Raw genomic sequence first — 15,433 nt, 5'->3', positions numbered from 1 at the left:
CCTGCGTTGACAGGATCTGGCTTTGGGTAGTTCTCTATGCAACCCCAAGCCCGGCTAGGCGCCGTGCTCAAAAACCAGAATGAGCCTGATGACATGGATGCTCGAGAAGCGATTCCGATACTCAACCAAGCTATAGCCGAGCTAGAGGGCATCGAGCCTTCGTGGAAAAACTGTAGGGCCTGCCCCCACTCTGGAAAATGTTGTGACGATGCGTTCATCAACTTGATTTTCCCAGAAGAAGCTTTAGCCATAGCGGAATATCTCAAAGCACACCCCGAGACGCATTCTTATGCAAAGAATCGGGCCGCTAGAAAAAAATCATGCTATTTCCATGACCCGAAGGCTAGCCAGTGCCTCATACACGAGGTTCGCCCAATCCTCTGTCGATGGACTCCATACACTGCGGTGAAACCTCCTGGTGGACAAATCGCAGCAAGGCTACGCGACGAAGAGTGTAACTTTACCTCGGTTAGCAACTTCAACCCCGTAGTACCCATCAGGCCTGGCTTTATCGAGATCCGACCAGCATTCGGGATTGGTCGTAGTCAAAAAATGCTCCACCTTCAAGGCTTAACGGAACTACACCCTCTGCTTCGGCGCGCGGAGGAGTGCGTGAACGTCGATGTCGTCATGTCAATGGCTTTAGCAGACTGAGCGAAAACCACCATGCAAAAAGCCCAGCGCGGGGCTGGGCTCGTTACTAGTGATTGAAACGCTTGGGTTAACGATACTCGTAGACCAAAACCGCTTGAGCCAATCTTATGTCGCTAACAGCACCCATTTTGTTCTGAGCACGTAGCACCTCAAATGCAGCCTCCAAACTAGGGCCTCGAATATCTCCATCACTCGCGACGAAAGCCGCAGCATCGTCGCGAGCGGCCAGTATTTTTTGGTCACCGCTCTGAGAGCTATTCCGGCTACTTTCTTGACTGTCTTCCGTAAGGGTGAATGGGAAAAAAGTCACAGCAAGAGTCGATGAAAAGATTGCCCCAAAAATTGAAATCTTGACACCGCCGTCACCGGCCACCACAGGAAAACTGCACGATAAACCCAGCAGAAGCACAGCAATCAACTTGCGCAAAAAATCCACTCCATGAATAAGAACCGTCCTTTCTGTCTGAATCTACTGCGTAGCTATCCACCCATCCAGCGTGGATGAAAGGCAGTGACTGATCCAAGAAAAAACGATCAGGTCTTATAGATGCGGTGGAAACGCGTTTTGCCACGATAAAAGCGCGTGCAAACTTTCTGAGCCACATACCCGCTAGCAAGAAAGGCGGCCCCGAATACTATCCAGAGCACTGTCGAGTTGGTGGTAATCAAGGTGTGCACACCTTTGGCAGCCCACCAGCCTGCGATAACGCAAGCGAAAATGAAGAAAACGACGACTCCCTGGGGCGTGCCGTAGCTTATCTCCGCATGGCATCCCCTACATACACTTGCGCCCCATGGCACTGAATTCATGCAGTGAGGACAAGTTACAGTCGAGCCAGATGTCATTGATCATTCCTTTGAGAGCTTGCGAAAAATCACGAAGTCTAAGATAGGAAACGATCTGATGCACTCCTGGGCAAGTATCCAGCTTGGATGGAATGCCAGTAACGTCTGGAACAGCACCGAGAGTAGCCTCTTGGCTTCTGTATTTGGCCAGGAGGCACTATGTCGTCACTTCTCTTCTACACGGACGAAAACGAAGCAATTGTGGCGACTGACACCCTTCTACATTACTCCGTCGATACGACCCCAGGCTTTACTAGCAAGGCAATCGCTATCCCTCACTTGCGCATGATCATCGCAGCGACAGGCTCTGCTGTGCTTTTCAGTCGCTGGGTCGGCCTTGTGAATTACCAAGGTGCTTCCCTCAATGTAGATACGGTCGATGCTCATGCGACCAAGGCCCTTCAATCCCTCTGGGGCGAATTGAATGCTCAATTCCCCGCCCTCCGTCAACAGACGGCAACCGTCTATCACTTCGGGGTTTCCGACAATAATGGAGCAGTCCATGGATTCGCTTACCGTTCAGTGTCGGACTTTAAATCCGAGCGTTTAGATTATGGCCTTGGTGTGAAACCGGAGCTTATGGATAAGTCGGGGATAGACTGGAACTCATTTCCGCTTTCTGCTCCAGCCATAATGCAGGCGCAGGCTCTGCAAGAGAGCTGCAAAACCAACAATCGCGTTTACATCGGCGGATCGGTGCAGGTCACTCATCTTACAAAGGATGGATTCTCCAGCTATTCCATGGGCCAACTATGAAGAAACGTATTTGTGCCGCCAGTAGCTGACCGTAACTTCGCGCCAATAGCCGCCGTAGGTGTCGCGTTTACTGTCCCGGTTGTAGAGGTGGTGCAGAATCGACCCGGGCGCCGGGAAGTGCTGTGGCTCGGTCTTCAGCACACCATCGGCCAGGTATACCCCGGCGTGGTTCGGCACCTTCGACCGAATCTGCATCAGCACGATGTCGCCATGCTGAGGTGCGTTGACCTGCGTGAAGCCAGCCGCCGGCAGGTTCTCCAGGTACAGGTTCCCACCCTTCTCCCACCATCCGTCCTCCCGTTCGTACTGGCCCAGGTCGATGCCCATTTCACGGCAGTAGAAGTCGAGGATGATGCTCAGGCAGTCGTGCACACCGTGGGCAAACTTGCGGCCGATCAGTGGGGCCTGGTAGCCCTCCGGCGCGAAGCTCGCCAGGTCACCGGGCCGCACCTGCTCATCATCGCCCTTGCGGACCTCAAGGATGTGCCAGGGAAGCCCGGAGGCCTCGCAGGAGACGCGATCCGCCTCGCTGGGTGCTGCCGGGTGGTCTGGGTGGCTATGCACGACCGCCAGCACCTGGCCGCGATCCTCGGCGGCGGCGAAGTCCTCGGGCGCCAGGCGGAAATGCTCACTGGGCGTCGAGGCCGTGTTGCGGCAAGGCACATAGACCTCCTTTCGCCCCTCGCGAATCACCAGGCCGCAGCACTCACGCGGATACTCGGCAAGTGCATGCCGCTCGATGGCGGCGCGGGTGGACTTGTTCATGATCAGCTCCGAAGCAGGCCGGCGGCCGGGAATGAGCCGTAAGGCAGAGGGTTGTTCTCACCAAAGCGCAGTTTGCAGCTACTCAAGCGCCCGCCGCATTTGTCCTTGGAAGCGTCGGTGACGATGATGTCGTTCTCATCGGCCACGGGCCCACCGTTGTAGCCGCAGTAGGGCCCGCGGTAACCGCCGCAGCTGAGCCACCAGCAGACGTTGGCCACGATCTGCCGGCGCGGCAGTTGAACCCCGGCGAAGTCCAAGGCTGAGGCCAGCTCGAACTGCACCGTTTCGTTGTTCTCGGCAGCCTTGCGCTCGACATACCAGATGTCCGGCGGTAGCTCTTCGTCGGGGTCCGCCTCCGGCTGGCCGTCCAGGTACTTGCCCAAGGTCCGGTGCCGGATCAGCTTCGCCCCCACCAGGTCCTCGAAGTACAGCACCAGGGCAGTGATGAACCCGCCGACGTTGCCAACGGACAGGGTCGGCATCGGTTGGGCGCCCTGCCCTGTCATTTCGAAGCCCTCGGCCTGGATTGGCCACGGCGAGTACTCCTCGCCCTGCCAGTAGATCGACGACTGCTGCGGGTAACCGTGAAAGCGGTACAGCTCAGCGCCCAACGCGGTAGCGTCGAGCTCGAAAAGCTCAACCCACGCGCCAGGCTCCAAGGTCTGGATATCGGCCGTAATTGGCATCGTGTTTCCTCAGGCAAAAGAATCCCGCTCGATGGCGGGTAGCAGTGAGTCAGAAGGGCCGCTTCGGGCGCATAGTCATATCTGGATAGTCGCCCTTCCCTTCGGCCCAGTTACGGACCAAGCCCCGATACTTCAGCCACTGAGTTCGAGTTCCGGCCAGAAGATCTGGCGGGGTATCGCCAGCCTCAACCTCTTCCAGCGCATCGAGCTGGGCAGCAATTACGATCAACTCCGACTCACGCCAATCGTCCTCGATACGACGGAGATTTGAAGGGCTCGGGCTCCAACCCGGAAACAGCCAGATCTGATCGTAATACTCGTTTGCCGTATCGACAGGAATGCTGCCCTCTGGCGGCACTTCGTACCAACCGTCCATGCGACCGTCGGGAAACACGCATAGCATCAGCACGATGCGCTTCTCATCAACCTCAGTCATGCCCAAAGCTCCACCACTAAATCGACTTGAGCCGGTGTGACCGCTACAAGCTCACCGGCAGCGTTTGAAAGCCTCAAACCGTCACGAGCCACTTGTATCTGCAGGGTGGTAGTTGTCGGTTTTCTAGCAATGACGCCAAGAAATGCAGACTGATAGAGAATGCCGACCGAGAACTCACTCTCCCCTATCGCCATCCCGTTCACCGCCGCTTTGTAGCGTCCCTTCACAACAACGATGGCGGGTTCAAATCCGAGGTTGTGGGTCAAATTGAGCACCCCGGCAACGGACCATGAAATCGGCCCGCTGCTCCACTTCTTCGAGAGCCCCAAGCCTGCAATGGCCACCTTTGCATCTAGCGCAGCCTTCAGGTCGGCTTGATCTGAAATCAAGCCAGCGATTCCTCCCCAGGAGGTCTGGGTAGTAGACGGTGCAGCATAAGTGCCGGCACCGGTCAGAAACTTTGCTTGATCACCTGCCGCGGGCGCTGGGACTAGTCCCTTTACGCCGCCAGCAGTAGCAGTCGCTCCTGCCATTAGCGCTGTGTAGAAATCAGCGGGCTGACCACCGAGCTTGTTGGAGTCTGTCGCCACCTCATTCTTGCCCAACTTGGCATTGAGCTGGCCCTGCAGCTTTGCAAAGGCCTGCAGCACCGTGTCAGTTGCCAGGATCGCAGCATTGACCAGGGCGCCCAGGCCAGAAAGAGTCGTTGAGCGCACGCGGGACTGAGTGAAGTACTGGTTTGTCGGCCCTTCGGGTACCTGGTCAGTTGAGCCAGGCGAGGACGGGATCAGCACAAACGCCGAACCACTCCAGCGATACTGGCGCGTCGGATTGGCTGGGCTGTCGCCGTCGTTGATCGCGATGTAGATCTTTCCCGTTTCTCCCGTGGCCGGGAAATCAGCCATCGTTGGAAACTCCAACACATCATCGACGAAGCTCGGAAGCTGTGAAGCCGGTATCAGCCCATCGACCAGTTGGGCCACTGAAACACCCAGCGCAGATCCAGGCACGGCAGCATCGGCCTTAGCCTTCGCTGCTGCCGCATCCGAAACGCCCTGATCGGCCCTCGCCTGCGCTGCCGCAGTGCGGGTATCCAGCTCCGCGAAGTTGTCGTTGATGATCTGGCCGCCCGAGCGCAGATTCTGGCCATTGCCATCGTTGGGCGCCCCGCCGATGTTGATGGGATCGATACTCATGGGTGGAACGCCTGTTCGAAGGTTGCGGTGAGGGTATAGGCATCGCCCCCCATGGCTTTGGGTTGATACTCGGAACAGCGGTAGAGCATTTGCTCGCCCAGCGGGTCAGCCCAGAAAAACGGCGTTGCGCCGGCATGTCGGTCGAGGAACGCCATGATCTCCTTGATGCGCGCCTTCTGGCCTGTGAGCGTCAGGGACCAGGACTGCGAGCGGTTGTTGATTCCGTCCTGGGCACGCTGCTCGTAACCGTCGCCGAACTTGGCCGACTTGGTTCGAAACGCAATGGTGGCCGCAGGATCGTTGTTTGGCTTCCAGGTGAAGGTTTCAGTTGCCATGAGTACTCCAGGCATAAAAAACCCGCCGAAGCGGGTATGGTTTCTGTGCAGTATTCACCCGCGTCCGCGGGCTTTCATGTAGCTGGTTCCACCGGGGCGCCAGGAGTCATCGACGGCCTTCTGTGCAGCTGCAAGCATCTGCTTCTGCATGTTCTGCTGCAGCGCCTGCTGATCCAGCTGCATGCCTTCTGAGCTCCTGTCTTGAACGGTTACGCTGACCGGGGCGTTCAGCTGAATCATTGACCCGCTCCCGCCGCCGTCGCCGCCCACGGCCCGGATACCCAGTTGGCCGCCGGAGGTCCTGGCCAGCGGCACAATCGCCTCGGGGCCCGCCTCGCCCATCACTCCAGTCTGGCCGCCAGCCATCCCGAAGGCCGTTGGCTTGCTGACCACGCTGTTCGTGAAGGCGCCACCATTGGCGAACATCTGCACGCCAGCTCCCCAGGCACCGCCATTGGCCTGGTAGCTGGAGAAGTCGACCCCGGTATACCCGGCCTGCGTTGAGCCGGCCGAAGCCGCCCCACCGCCGAAGTACGATGCGGCAGCAGAGGCAGCCATGCCGAACAACGAGCTGAGCGCCGAGGAGCTGGCCTGGCGAACAGCGATCCTGGCCATATCTGCGAGGATCGACTTCGTGAAGTCAGCAAACGACAGCTTTCCGGTCATCGCGAACTGCACAATCGCATCTTCCATGGAGCCGAAGGCGTTGGTGAAAAGGCTCTTGGTCTGGCCGGCCACATCTCGCGCCGACTCCAGGTAGTTCTGCCAGGCCGAGGACGCTCCATTCGTCCAGTCGCCCTGGGCAGCGCTCATGTCGTCGTAGTTGCTGACCACGGTGTCGTGCAGTTTCTGCTGAGTGGACTCCAGCGCCTGCAGCTTCTGTGTGTACTCATCGAGGCTCATGCCCCGGGAGCCATCGCCGTACTGGTTGGCCAGGTCCAGCTTCTGCTGATTGATGCGGTCGTCGATCGCATTCTGTTGGTTGATCAGGTCTCGCTGGCGGTCACCCTGGCCAAGGCCCGCGGCAGCACGCATGCCCTGCTCGCGCAGCGTATCGACTTGCTGCTGTAGGGCGCTGGTGTAGGTCTTGACTGCCAGTTCCTGCTTCTTCAACCGGCCCTCTTCGTTCTTGGCCAACACGCTCAGCTCGGTGTCAGCGTCCCGCTGAGCCTTGACCATCGCGGCGCGGGCGTCGGCGATCTTCTGATCCAACTGGATGCGCTGGGCAGCGGAGGTACTGGCCTTGCCCTTGGCAGCCTCAAGTGCCGCAATCTCTGCCTCATAAGCCGCCGTGACCTCGTCCCGCTCATTGCCGATCATGGCCTCGCGCTTAAGCAGGTAGTCGGCCTGGGACACCAGCCCAGCCTTCTGCGCCGCGTCCAGTTCCTTCTGGGCGTTTTTGTACTCGGACAGGATGCCGGTGAGGTTGTTTTTCGAGTTGTTGAAGGCCGTCAGATCTACCGCACCGGCGGCAGATTTGGGGTCCTTTTTCTGCTCGTCGATCGCCTTCCGCAACTGGTCGTAGGCTCCGCCGGAGAACTTCTTACCGTCGTACTGAACCCCATCCAATAGCGAAACCTTTTTCCCTGTCTCTTCGCTCCTCCGGAAAAGCGTCGTGAACTGATCGTTGAGCTTTTTGTAAGCCTCCTGCCGCTTGGCGAGCGGGTTCAAATTCTCCATCTGCTTGTCCAGTTCCTTCTGGACCGCAATCAGCTCTTTATTCGCCCGGGTTTCCTCGCCAGCTGCTACCGCATTACTCTGGCTGGCCGCCTGCCGCGCTTTCAGTGCCGCGAGCTTTGCTTCAAGTGCTGGCGTGGAGTCGTCGTTCTCCCCGTCAGCCAGCCCAAGGAAAGAGTTGAGCGAGCTCAGCCCATTCGATAAAGCGCCAGCGACACCGCCACCCTTACGGGTATCCAGAACCCGCTGGGTAATCTCGATTTGCTTGGCCAAGTCCGGGAAGATTTCAGATCGAATCTCGGCGTAAGCGCCCTTGATGGCGACCTTCACCCGATCCCAATCGCGCTCGATGTCCGACAGCGATTCACGGTAGTTTTTTAGCCGCTCCTGCGCAGACTGATTCAGGTTTTCACTGAGAGTATCCAGCGCGCGCTGGTGGTCACCCTGCTCGTCGATGGCCTTGATGACCTGGTACTGCTCGTAGGTCAGCAGCCCATATTGATCGCTGATCTTCGAGGCCGCCTCCGTTGCGGTGTTGCCGGCATTGGCCAGCGACTTCGCAATATCACCCGCCCCCTTCCCCGTAACCTCGCCAATGGCCGCTGCAGCCTCGGCCAGGTTCTGCATCTGGGTACCACTTGTGGCCGCTCCTGATGCCAGAGCGATTACAGCCTCGCGCGCACCGGCCAGGTTGCCGGTCAGCGTACCCGCAGAATCACTCATGGACTTGAGGCTGGCTATACTTTGCCCTGCATCGTTGGAGCCACCATTGATAACGCTGTTGAACTCCCGCGCCTGCTTCATGGCATCGAAGTAGGCATACCCGAGACCACCGATGACACCCGCCAGCAGCCCCGCGGGTATCAGGGCGGCCGCAAGACTCTTCGCAGAGGCCCCGGCTCCAGCGCCAAGCTGTGCAATAGCTCGCGCACCGCTCCCCCAATCCCCAGATTGCAGGGCGTTGGTCAGCTGCATGACGTTTTCTTGAGCCTGGCGGGTGCCGAGCTTCAGCTTGTCGAATGCGCCCTCTGTAGCAGTGATGCCGGCCCGATCCTTGCCGACCTTGGCCAGTGCCTCGCTGTAGCGTTCCGCGTTGATTGCGCCAAGACGGAAAGCTTCATGCGCCGCCTTCTCCTGCGCCTCCAGCTTGGCCAGCTTCACATTCAGAGGATCGATGCTGTTGACCGTGCGCTTCAGCGCCTCGATCTGCCGGTTCTCGGCGTCAATCAGGCGCTGCTTCTGCGCCATCTCCTTGGCTTCGGCTTTCTCGATCTTGTCGAAGGATTTGCCGAGACGCTCCTGGTAGGCCTCTTGCTGTTCAATGGTGACCAGGCCGCCCTTGCGGGCCCGCTCAAGCAGTCCTTCTGCCTGGACCAGCTTCTCCATGCTGTCGATGTTTCCGGTCATCGCCCTGTCGAGCTGGCTGATGATGGCGATTTCACTGGCGGCGCTTGTCCCCGCCTTGCGGCTGGCATCGACCTGGCGCTCCTTCGCACTGGTGGCTTTATCGATGCCCAGGGCGGCTTCTGCCTCCGCTTGGCTGATTTTCTTTCCGGTGTTGGCCAGGCCCTCCCCTGCCTTGCCAAGGTCATCGACGGCCTTCTCTGCCCCTTCGGCCGCGTCGACCAGTTTATCCAGGTCATCGGCAGCCTTGACCGCCTGAGACGACTCAACCGCAATGCCAAGCGAAGCGAAGGTAGTGCTCATTTGTTGTCTCTCTGTTCAGCCATTACGGCCAGGGCCTCGGCCTCCATCTGCCGGATGTCACTGAAAATGCTTTGCCTGGAGCCAGCCGGCACACCACACATTCGGATGACGCTCGGCAGAGCGCCGTAGTCCAGACCGGTAGCGCCGCACGCGCCGACCCGCCACTGGGTGTACATCGCCTCAAAGACAATGAAGGCCGGCCAGTTGTCTGGCCAGACCTCGCAGTCCTGGCCGGTGAGATCACCCACCCGAAAGCCAAAGACCTTCAGTTCCTCAGCCAAAGGCTCTTGCTGATAGAGGGCACGGGCGGCGCTTAGGAGTTTCCCAGGCGGGCCTGGTTGAACGCCTCGGAATAGGCCGCCAATACCGCGCTAGGGATCGAGACAATCGAGGTGACCAGAATGCGGATGTTCTGGTCGTTGAACTCCTCTTCGAAGTCCCAGCCGGCCACCACAGCCTTCACCTGATCCACCTGCAGGTCGATCTGAGCTGCAGTGAAGGCTTTCAGGTCCATCTCGTCAGCCTTCAACCCCAGGGCCTTGTGGCGCTCGCCCCACTCAGCGTAGAGCTCGGCCAGGCCGGTCCGGTCCAGGTACTTGAACTCGAACCCCACCTTCACCGGCTCGCCGCCCAGCTGCGGGATCAGCACGTCGGCCCTGAAGGTTGGATTCTGGATCAGCGAGAACTTGGCCATGGGTTACACCGAGGTCAGATAGCGGGTTGGCTCGGACTGCAGCGCCAGGTTGACGGTGCGGGTCAGTAGGTTGTTGCGCGATACCGCCGGCTGCTTGGAGAACGAGGTGTAGGCCCCATACAGCAGCGTGTCATTGCCCGGGAGGTTGAGCCGTGCAGCCTGCACCTTCTTGCCCGCATCAGCCGACATCAGCACCGCGTTGAAGGGTTGGGCCGGATCATCTGCGATGGTCAGCACCATGCTCGCCGCGGACTTGTCGGTAGGGATCTGCTTGCCCTGGTCATCTTCCAAGAAGGTGACGTCGAGATAGTTCTGCTCGCCGCCGGAGAAAGCCAGATCGGTGACCTGCGGAATCAGTACCCAGGTGAGGATCTTTTTCATGGTGCCCGCACCGTTGCCAGCCGGGAACAGCTGCGTATCGGTGGTATCGATCCCTTCCAGGGTAATCGCCGTGGCGGTCGCGGCTTTAATGCGCACCACCTTGTTGTCCAGCTTGCTCCAGCCAGAGGTCAGCAGCACGATGTCGCCGGCGTCTAGGTCGGCGCCCACAACGGTGGCGACCGCCTCGGAAGCGTTGGAAATTGCGGTGAAGGACAGAGCAGTGGCGTAAGTCGCGGCGTGCTGGAAGGTGCCGCCGTTAGGAATTTTGTATCCGATGATAGTCCCCTATGCCGCGTCGTGGCGGCTAATCAAGCCTTGATTGGCTGGATGAATCAGGTCGCGGATAGCGCGGCCCGCTTGTGAAGCCTCAGATGGTGCAGCCCTTATGCAGCTGTCTTTTCGCCTGAACATAGGCCTGGTGGGCAAGCTCCGGCGTATCGAACAGCCCTACATGGTGTTTCTTTCGGCCTGAGATGATTTGCGCCCTCCACCGGCCCGACTGACCGTGGAAATGGACTCCAAGAAAGCCGCAAGAGTTGTTCTTCTGAGGCTTACGAATGTTTTCAATATTCAGCTGGGAGTCCGCCAGTCTGAGGTTCTCAATCCAGTTTTCCGACTTAACACCGTTTCGGTGATCGATCATTTTTTCTGGCCAGGCGCCATATACGTAGAGCCAGGCAACGCGATGTGCCTGGTAACGCTTTGAGTCGATGGATACTCGGTGATACCCCGCAGCCAGCCCCGTCCGAATGAGGAAATCAGCTCTATCGCCAACCTGATGACGCTGAGCCGTCCGTATTTTTCTGGTGAAATGTCCCGTACGTGGGTCGTAGTGCAGGAGCTCTCGCACGCGCGCAGCAGTCAGCGCTGACTCGCTCATTGATCACCTCTTCAGAAATAACAAAACCCGCTCAATGGCGGGTTTGTGGGGTTGCCCGATGGGCGGAATCAGTTGGTGTCGGCGCGGTACTGGAAGCACACAGGCACTGTGTAGGTGGTGTCTCCCTGAATGCCTGGGCCCTGGTCTGGTGGCGTCATGGTGATCACCGTCAGGCCGGCCTTCTCGTTTCGCTCATACAGCGGAAACAGCGCGCTGATCTCGTCAGCCAGGCCGCCGGCCGGACCGCGGTACTTGCCCGATGGCACTACTACGCTGGCCTGGAAGACGCCGGTGTAAAGCCGGTGATCGCCACCCAGGGTGCTGCTCGCAGTGTCCGCCGGCAGCGTATAGGCACGGAGGTAGGTTTCTCCGTCCTTCGGCGTGTAGATCTCGTTCTCGACGACCACCTTCAGCGGTGGAACCCTGGCTTTCGCCCAGGCAATAACCCGGGCCTGGTAGATCGTGGCGATCACGTTATGGCTCATACCTGGTTGTTCCTGATGGCTTCGTCGACGATCTGCTGGAATCTGGCGAGCGTGATTCGAACCATGCCGCCGGGGGCCTGCTTGGAATGCCCGTACTCGAGCGGCACCGCATAAGGCAGGTTGTTCACGATGTAGGCTGTCTGGCCGGCGGTCAGCTGCCCGACCTGCAGCCGCAGCTTGGCCAGGGTCACACCTCCAGAAGGATCGACCTGATCCAGCGTGCCGTCGGCGGGTGTATCGATCGAGAACTGCCAGTTCCCCCGGAAGCGGCCGCCGACATAATCCTTGCCGGCGACCAGACCGTTCACGTTGAAATTCTGGTCGCGCTCGGTCTTGGTCAGGGGCTTGGCGTACTTCACGCCGCGGCGCAGCTTGCCGGCCTTGGTGAAGTTGCTTTTGTCCAGGTTGATCAGCGTGTTGCGCACCGAGACCTTGAAGTCGTAGTCGTCGGCTGCCCGCGTGTTGGTCGCACGGTGCGCCACGTTGGCGGCCCAGATCTCCGGATTACCCACCGGAGACATGCGAATCACGCTGCTGCCGATCTCGATCACGATCTCGCGAAAGGTGGCGTCAATGCCGGCCTGAGCCTGCTCGGCGAACTGGCGGATGTTCTCGGCGAAGCTGCCGTTCCTGCCGGCGTACCGGTTCATGACCTCACCTGCAGTTCGTACAGAATCGGCGTACCGGCGGGGTTGATCTCTTTCAGCGGCGGAACGATGGACCAGGTCCGGCCTTGAATGACCACCTTGTTCAGTAGATCCGGCGCCCACTCCAGCCCCTGAGCGGCGACCTTGAGCTTCTTGTCTCCCTGCTTGATGAGGCTGTTGTTCTGGAACTCCAGGCCTGTGAAGTCGAGCAGAATGCCCTGGGCGGTTTGCTCGATGATGGTGTCGGGGCCGGCCGAGTCGGTATCAGGATCGTACTCGCCAGGCTTGATGTCGCGGATGGTTACGGGCTGGCCGAACTCGGAAATCATCTCAAGAGCAACCGCAGCCATCTCAAAGTAGAATGACACTTTAAGCCCCTCGCCAGGAATGAAAATGGATAATGCTGACATTGCTGAACGTCTTCGACTGGGAGGAGACATTGTTGAGCTCGCTACAGCAACGTTCTCTGCCGAAAAGCTAATTGTGAAAATAAGACTTCGGCAGGAGCTAGTTACTCTCCTTGAAAGCACATGTGCACAGAATTATCTGGAGCAAATATGCGACGACTTTGTTCATCGCTCCCAACCTTTTGATCACACCAAATTCAATGCGCTATGCAACTCAATAGCTCAAAGCACAGACGAGATGCTTTATGACGTATTCGGACAATATCTAGTGGATCATGCACAAAGGTACTGATTAGGAGCGTATGGCAAACAGCCCGCGCCGCTGCAAATAATCTGCAAACTGCGTAGCACTTGGCCGGTCCGGCGCCGCAGGCAAGAGCCTGTTGCTGGTGCACGGGATCGCCGCATACTGCCGCGTCACTGCACCCTCAACACGATCCAGCAGCACCGCACCCTTGCGCTTCTCCACCGGGTCGATATCGTCCAGATGAATCTCGGCAGCCAGGGCCATCTGGCCGTACTGAATCCGCGCCGGCAGGTAGTGATTTGGCTTGATCTCCTGATCCAACAGCACTTCCCGGCGCGGCCAGGCCAGAGCCTGTTCGCTGCTGGTCTTGCGGCCCTTCCAGGTCATGCCATCCATTGCCAGAGCCGCGCGGCGAAGCAAGGCTTCCTGGGCAGGCACCTCAGCGGGGATGACGACGCCGAACTTCACGGCGTACATGGCCAGGTCCTCGGCGGATGCGTAACTTTCGGCGTCAGGCTTCCCAGCGCCATCCTCGACTATCAGTGCCATAAATCAGCTCGCTGGAATGAGTTTCACAATTTCGGCTTTCGGGGCCTTCGGATCGAACTCGATGCCCTGGGCAGTGAGCCAATCACGCAGATCTGCCACGCCCATTTTAGCCGGGTCAGTTTCAGCAGCGCCGCCGGGCTCGACGACTTCTACCTCGACCTGGACGGCCTTGTAAGCCTCAACCACGGCCGGCCAATCACCCACAACAGTTACCTTGGTCACACCGGACTCTGGCTTATCGAAGTACTGCGGGTTGCGATAGCGCCTATCGGGATCAAAGTCCGTGGTTTGCGCAGAGTAAGTCAATTCCATGGGTGTCTCCAAAGCGGCTCATGACGAACCGCTTGCTGAGGAAGGCGCTGATTAAGGCGCGGACAGGTCGATCAGAACGCCGGCCGTGACCTTGTCGCTGGTGGCGTACTTGGTCCAGTTGGCACCGGTGCCGATCGCGGCCAGGTTCGGGTTCACGCCACCGGTGGCGTCCTTCCAGCTGTAGCCGAGCAGGTCCAGATTGAAGGTGCCCTCAGCGCGGAAGCCCATCGCCAAGTTTTCCTGGGTGTTGATGGGGTACGAACGGAACCCCGGAGCCTGCGACTCAGTGATTTTGATTGCCCCAGCCTGCAGGCCGAAGATGGTTTCGGTCGGAATGGTGTCCGATACCAGAACGGGCTTGCCCATGGTGCCGGGCTGGCCACCGTAGATAACCACGCCGGCTTCTTCGTAGACCTTCTCAGTGATGGCCTGGTCCACCATGTCGAAGTAGGTGGCCGAGTCCATGGTCCACAACGCAATGCGACCGAAGCGATCGCCGAACTTGCGCATACCCTTGGTCAGCGCCTTCTTGCCGTCAGTGGCGAAGCTGGCCTTGGTGACCATATTGGGGTTGGCACCGATGGAAGCCTTCAGCGCGGCCATTGCGTACTGAATGTAGCCTTCCAGCACTGCATCGGCGTAGTCCTGTCCCACCAGCTCGGAGAACTCTTCCGGCGAGCGCGCGCGACGCTTGAAGGCCTCTTCGGTGGTCTCGTAAGGACCGTACTTGAAAGGCACCTTCACACCGACCATTTCGCCGGAGCCGATCTTCTGGCCGGCAACCGCGGCTGTCGAGTTCACGTCACGGTGAGCGATGGAGCCGCCGAGCTTGTAGAAAGCGCGTTTGCGAAGGTCGCCTTCGATCAGTTCGTTGTCCAGCACCAGGGCGCCGTTGGAAGAAGCATTGAAGATGTCGATCACATCCTGGATGCGCTCCAGGTAAGCGGTTTGGGCAAGATCGTTGTAAACGATCATGTCCGAGGTGACGGTAGTCGCCATGGGTTACTCCATTATTTGGGCAATTTCAGGTAGGCGTCCTGGCCGTTTGCGGTGATGAACTCACGCTTGGCGACAGAGGACATTTCGGAACGTTTCAGAGCGGCCCCACCGCCATTTCCAGCACCGCCGGCCCCGCCGCCTGATGCCTTGCTGCCTGCGATCAGAGGACCGAACGCAGGGTCTTTCGTGAATTCACTCTTCAACTCTTCCAGCGTTGTTGCGGAGAGCTTGCCGGCTTGGTCCAGCACTACGACGGTTGGCTTGCCGTCACGCTGCTCGACGCTCAAGCGGCGTTCGATATGTGGGAGCAGTGCCTTTGCACTGCCTGGGATGGCTAGGGTGGTTGCGATCTCAGTAGCGGTACGGCCCACCGTCAGATCCCGGATCTGGCCTTGCAGGGTGTTGCGCTCTGACTCCAGCTGACCGGCCAGCTCTGCCTCACGGCGGCTGTACTTCTCAGACCAGGACTTTTCGAGTTCTTCGACGTTGCCCGACTTGCGCAGGGCCTCCTCTCGCTCCAGGCGCGCCTGCTCCTCGGCATCCTTGCGGGCCTTATCGGCTGCCTTCTTCTCGTCGAGCAGTTCCTGAACCTTCGATTTTAGGCCGGTGACGTCTTCAGGCTGAGGCAGCCCCTCGATACCGAGAACATACTTGCCCTCTTTCTCGGTGTAAAAAGCGCGCACGGATTCGTCTACCCCTTCCAGGGTATCCAGTTGGAATTTCAGCATTGGTTGTCTCCCAGAGACGAGATGCAGGCCCTGCCTGCAGGCATAA

General features: G+C 59.0%; 20 protein-coding genes. 2 read left to right on the top strand and 18 right to left on the bottom strand.

Going from position 1 to position 15,433, the window contains the following annotated elements; genetic code table 11:
- Positions 1-36 precede the first annotated feature (36 nt).
- Entirely contained in the window at positions 37-654 is a 618-nt protein-coding gene (locus Q8O96_RS31375) for a YkgJ family cysteine cluster protein (protein ID WP_371826203.1), read from the top strand.
- Between the two features lie 67 nt (positions 655-721).
- Here the strand turns inward: Q8O96_RS31375 and Q8O96_RS24925 are convergent, their stop codons facing one another.
- Positions 722-1,081: a DUF2388 domain-containing protein gene (locus tag Q8O96_RS24925; RefSeq protein ID WP_305949631.1), complete on the bottom strand. Its 360-nt coding sequence runs from the start codon at positions 1,079-1,081 to the stop codon at positions 722-724.
- Positions 1,082-1,659: 578 nt separating this feature from the next.
- Between Q8O96_RS24925 and Q8O96_RS24920 the strand changes: the two genes are divergently transcribed.
- On the top strand, positions 1,660-2,256 hold the full coding sequence (locus Q8O96_RS24920) for a hypothetical protein (protein ID WP_305949630.1): 597 nt from the start codon (positions 1,660-1,662) through the stop codon (positions 2,254-2,256).
- Here the strand turns inward: Q8O96_RS24920 and Q8O96_RS24915 are convergent.
- From Q8O96_RS24915 to Q8O96_RS24835, 17 genes are all read right to left on the bottom strand, one after another.
- The gene (locus Q8O96_RS24915) at positions 2,251-3,021 is read right to left on the bottom strand and encodes a C40 family peptidase (protein WP_305949629.1); all 771 of its coding nucleotides are present in this window, start codon (positions 3,019-3,021) and stop codon (positions 2,251-2,253) included. The genes Q8O96_RS24920 and Q8O96_RS24915 overlap by 6 nt on opposite strands.
- A 2-nt stretch (positions 3,022-3,023) precedes the next feature.
- Complete coding sequence (locus tag Q8O96_RS24910) at positions 3,024-3,707, bottom strand: phage minor tail protein L (protein ID WP_102863219.1); 684 nt, start codon at positions 3,705-3,707, stop codon at positions 3,024-3,026.
- A gap of 49 nt (positions 3,708-3,756) precedes the next feature.
- On the bottom strand, positions 3,757-4,143 hold the full coding sequence (locus tag Q8O96_RS24905) for a hypothetical protein (protein WP_219727672.1): 387 nt from the start codon (positions 4,141-4,143) through the stop codon (positions 3,757-3,759).
- On the bottom strand, positions 4,140-5,339 hold the full coding sequence (locus Q8O96_RS24900; RefSeq protein WP_305949628.1) for a hypothetical protein: 1,200 nt from the start codon (positions 5,337-5,339) through the stop codon (positions 4,140-4,142). Before Q8O96_RS24900 ends, Q8O96_RS24905 begins: the two co-directional genes overlap by 4 nt.
- On the bottom strand, positions 5,336-5,674 hold the full coding sequence (locus tag Q8O96_RS24895; protein WP_305949627.1) for a phage tail protein: 339 nt from the start codon (positions 5,672-5,674) through the stop codon (positions 5,336-5,338). The genes Q8O96_RS24900 and Q8O96_RS24895 overlap by 4 nt, the downstream gene beginning before the upstream one ends.
- A 54-nt stretch (positions 5,675-5,728) precedes the next feature.
- Positions 5,729-9,058: a phage tail tape measure protein gene (locus Q8O96_RS24890; protein ID WP_305949626.1), complete on the bottom strand. Its 3,330-nt coding sequence runs from the start codon at positions 9,056-9,058 to the stop codon at positions 5,729-5,731.
- The gene (locus Q8O96_RS24885) at positions 9,055-9,306 is read right to left on the bottom strand and encodes a DUF1799 domain-containing protein (protein WP_305949679.1); all 252 of its coding nucleotides are present in this window, start codon (positions 9,304-9,306) and stop codon (positions 9,055-9,057) included. Before Q8O96_RS24885 ends, Q8O96_RS24890 begins: the two co-directional genes overlap by 4 nt.
- Before the next feature lie 65 nt (positions 9,307-9,371).
- Complete coding sequence (locus Q8O96_RS24880) at positions 9,372-9,752, bottom strand: phage tail assembly chaperone (RefSeq protein ID WP_011062036.1); 381 nt, start codon at positions 9,750-9,752, stop codon at positions 9,372-9,374.
- Between the two features lie 3 nt (positions 9,753-9,755).
- Positions 9,756-10,409 carry a phage tail protein gene (locus Q8O96_RS24875; protein WP_102881647.1) on the bottom strand — a complete coding sequence of 218 codons (654 nt, stop codon included), beginning with the start codon at positions 10,407-10,409 and terminating at the stop codon, positions 9,756-9,758.
- Between the two features lie 91 nt (positions 10,410-10,500).
- Positions 10,501-11,013, bottom strand: a complete 513-nt coding sequence (locus tag Q8O96_RS24870) for an HNH endonuclease (RefSeq protein WP_305949625.1) — start codon at positions 11,011-11,013, stop codon at positions 10,501-10,503.
- Positions 11,014-11,081: 68 nt separating this feature from the next.
- Positions 11,082-11,498 (bottom strand): phage tail terminator-like protein, encoded by a 417-nt coding sequence (locus tag Q8O96_RS24865; RefSeq protein ID WP_305949624.1) that lies wholly within the window; start codon positions 11,496-11,498, stop codon positions 11,082-11,084.
- Positions 11,495-12,148 carry a hypothetical protein gene (locus tag Q8O96_RS24860; RefSeq protein WP_305949623.1) on the bottom strand — a complete coding sequence of 218 codons (654 nt, stop codon included), beginning with the start codon at positions 12,146-12,148 and terminating at the stop codon, positions 11,495-11,497. The genes Q8O96_RS24865 and Q8O96_RS24860 overlap by 4 nt, the downstream gene beginning before the upstream one ends.
- A complete protein-coding gene (locus tag Q8O96_RS24855; protein ID WP_305949678.1) occupies positions 12,145-12,513 on the bottom strand; it encodes a hypothetical protein in 369 nt (122 codons plus the stop codon). The genes Q8O96_RS24860 and Q8O96_RS24855 overlap by 4 nt, the downstream gene beginning before the upstream one ends.
- Positions 12,514-12,844: 331 nt before the next feature.
- Positions 12,845-13,348, bottom strand: a complete 504-nt coding sequence (locus tag Q8O96_RS24850) for a DnaT-like ssDNA-binding protein (RefSeq protein ID WP_305949622.1) — start codon at positions 13,346-13,348, stop codon at positions 12,845-12,847.
- Positions 13,349-13,351: 3 nt separating this feature from the next.
- Positions 13,352-13,660, bottom strand: a complete 309-nt coding sequence (locus Q8O96_RS24845; protein WP_305949621.1) for a hypothetical protein — start codon at positions 13,658-13,660, stop codon at positions 13,352-13,354.
- Between the two features lie 51 nt (positions 13,661-13,711).
- Positions 13,712-14,659 carry a major capsid protein gene (locus Q8O96_RS24840; protein ID WP_060839658.1) on the bottom strand — a complete coding sequence of 316 codons (948 nt, stop codon included), beginning with the start codon at positions 14,657-14,659 and terminating at the stop codon, positions 13,712-13,714.
- Between the two features lie 11 nt (positions 14,660-14,670).
- Complete coding sequence (locus Q8O96_RS24835; protein WP_102881655.1) at positions 14,671-15,387, bottom strand: hypothetical protein; 717 nt, start codon at positions 15,385-15,387, stop codon at positions 14,671-14,673.
- Between the last annotated feature and the right edge of the window lie 46 nt (positions 15,388-15,433).

The organism is Pseudomonas sp. LPH60, assembly GCF_030718165.1.
Classification (GTDB): Bacteria; Pseudomonadota; Gammaproteobacteria; order Pseudomonadales; family Pseudomonadaceae; genus Aquipseudomonas; species Aquipseudomonas danubii.
Note: the sequence above shows the minus strand (reverse complement) of the source record. Positions and strands in the feature narration are given on the sequence as shown.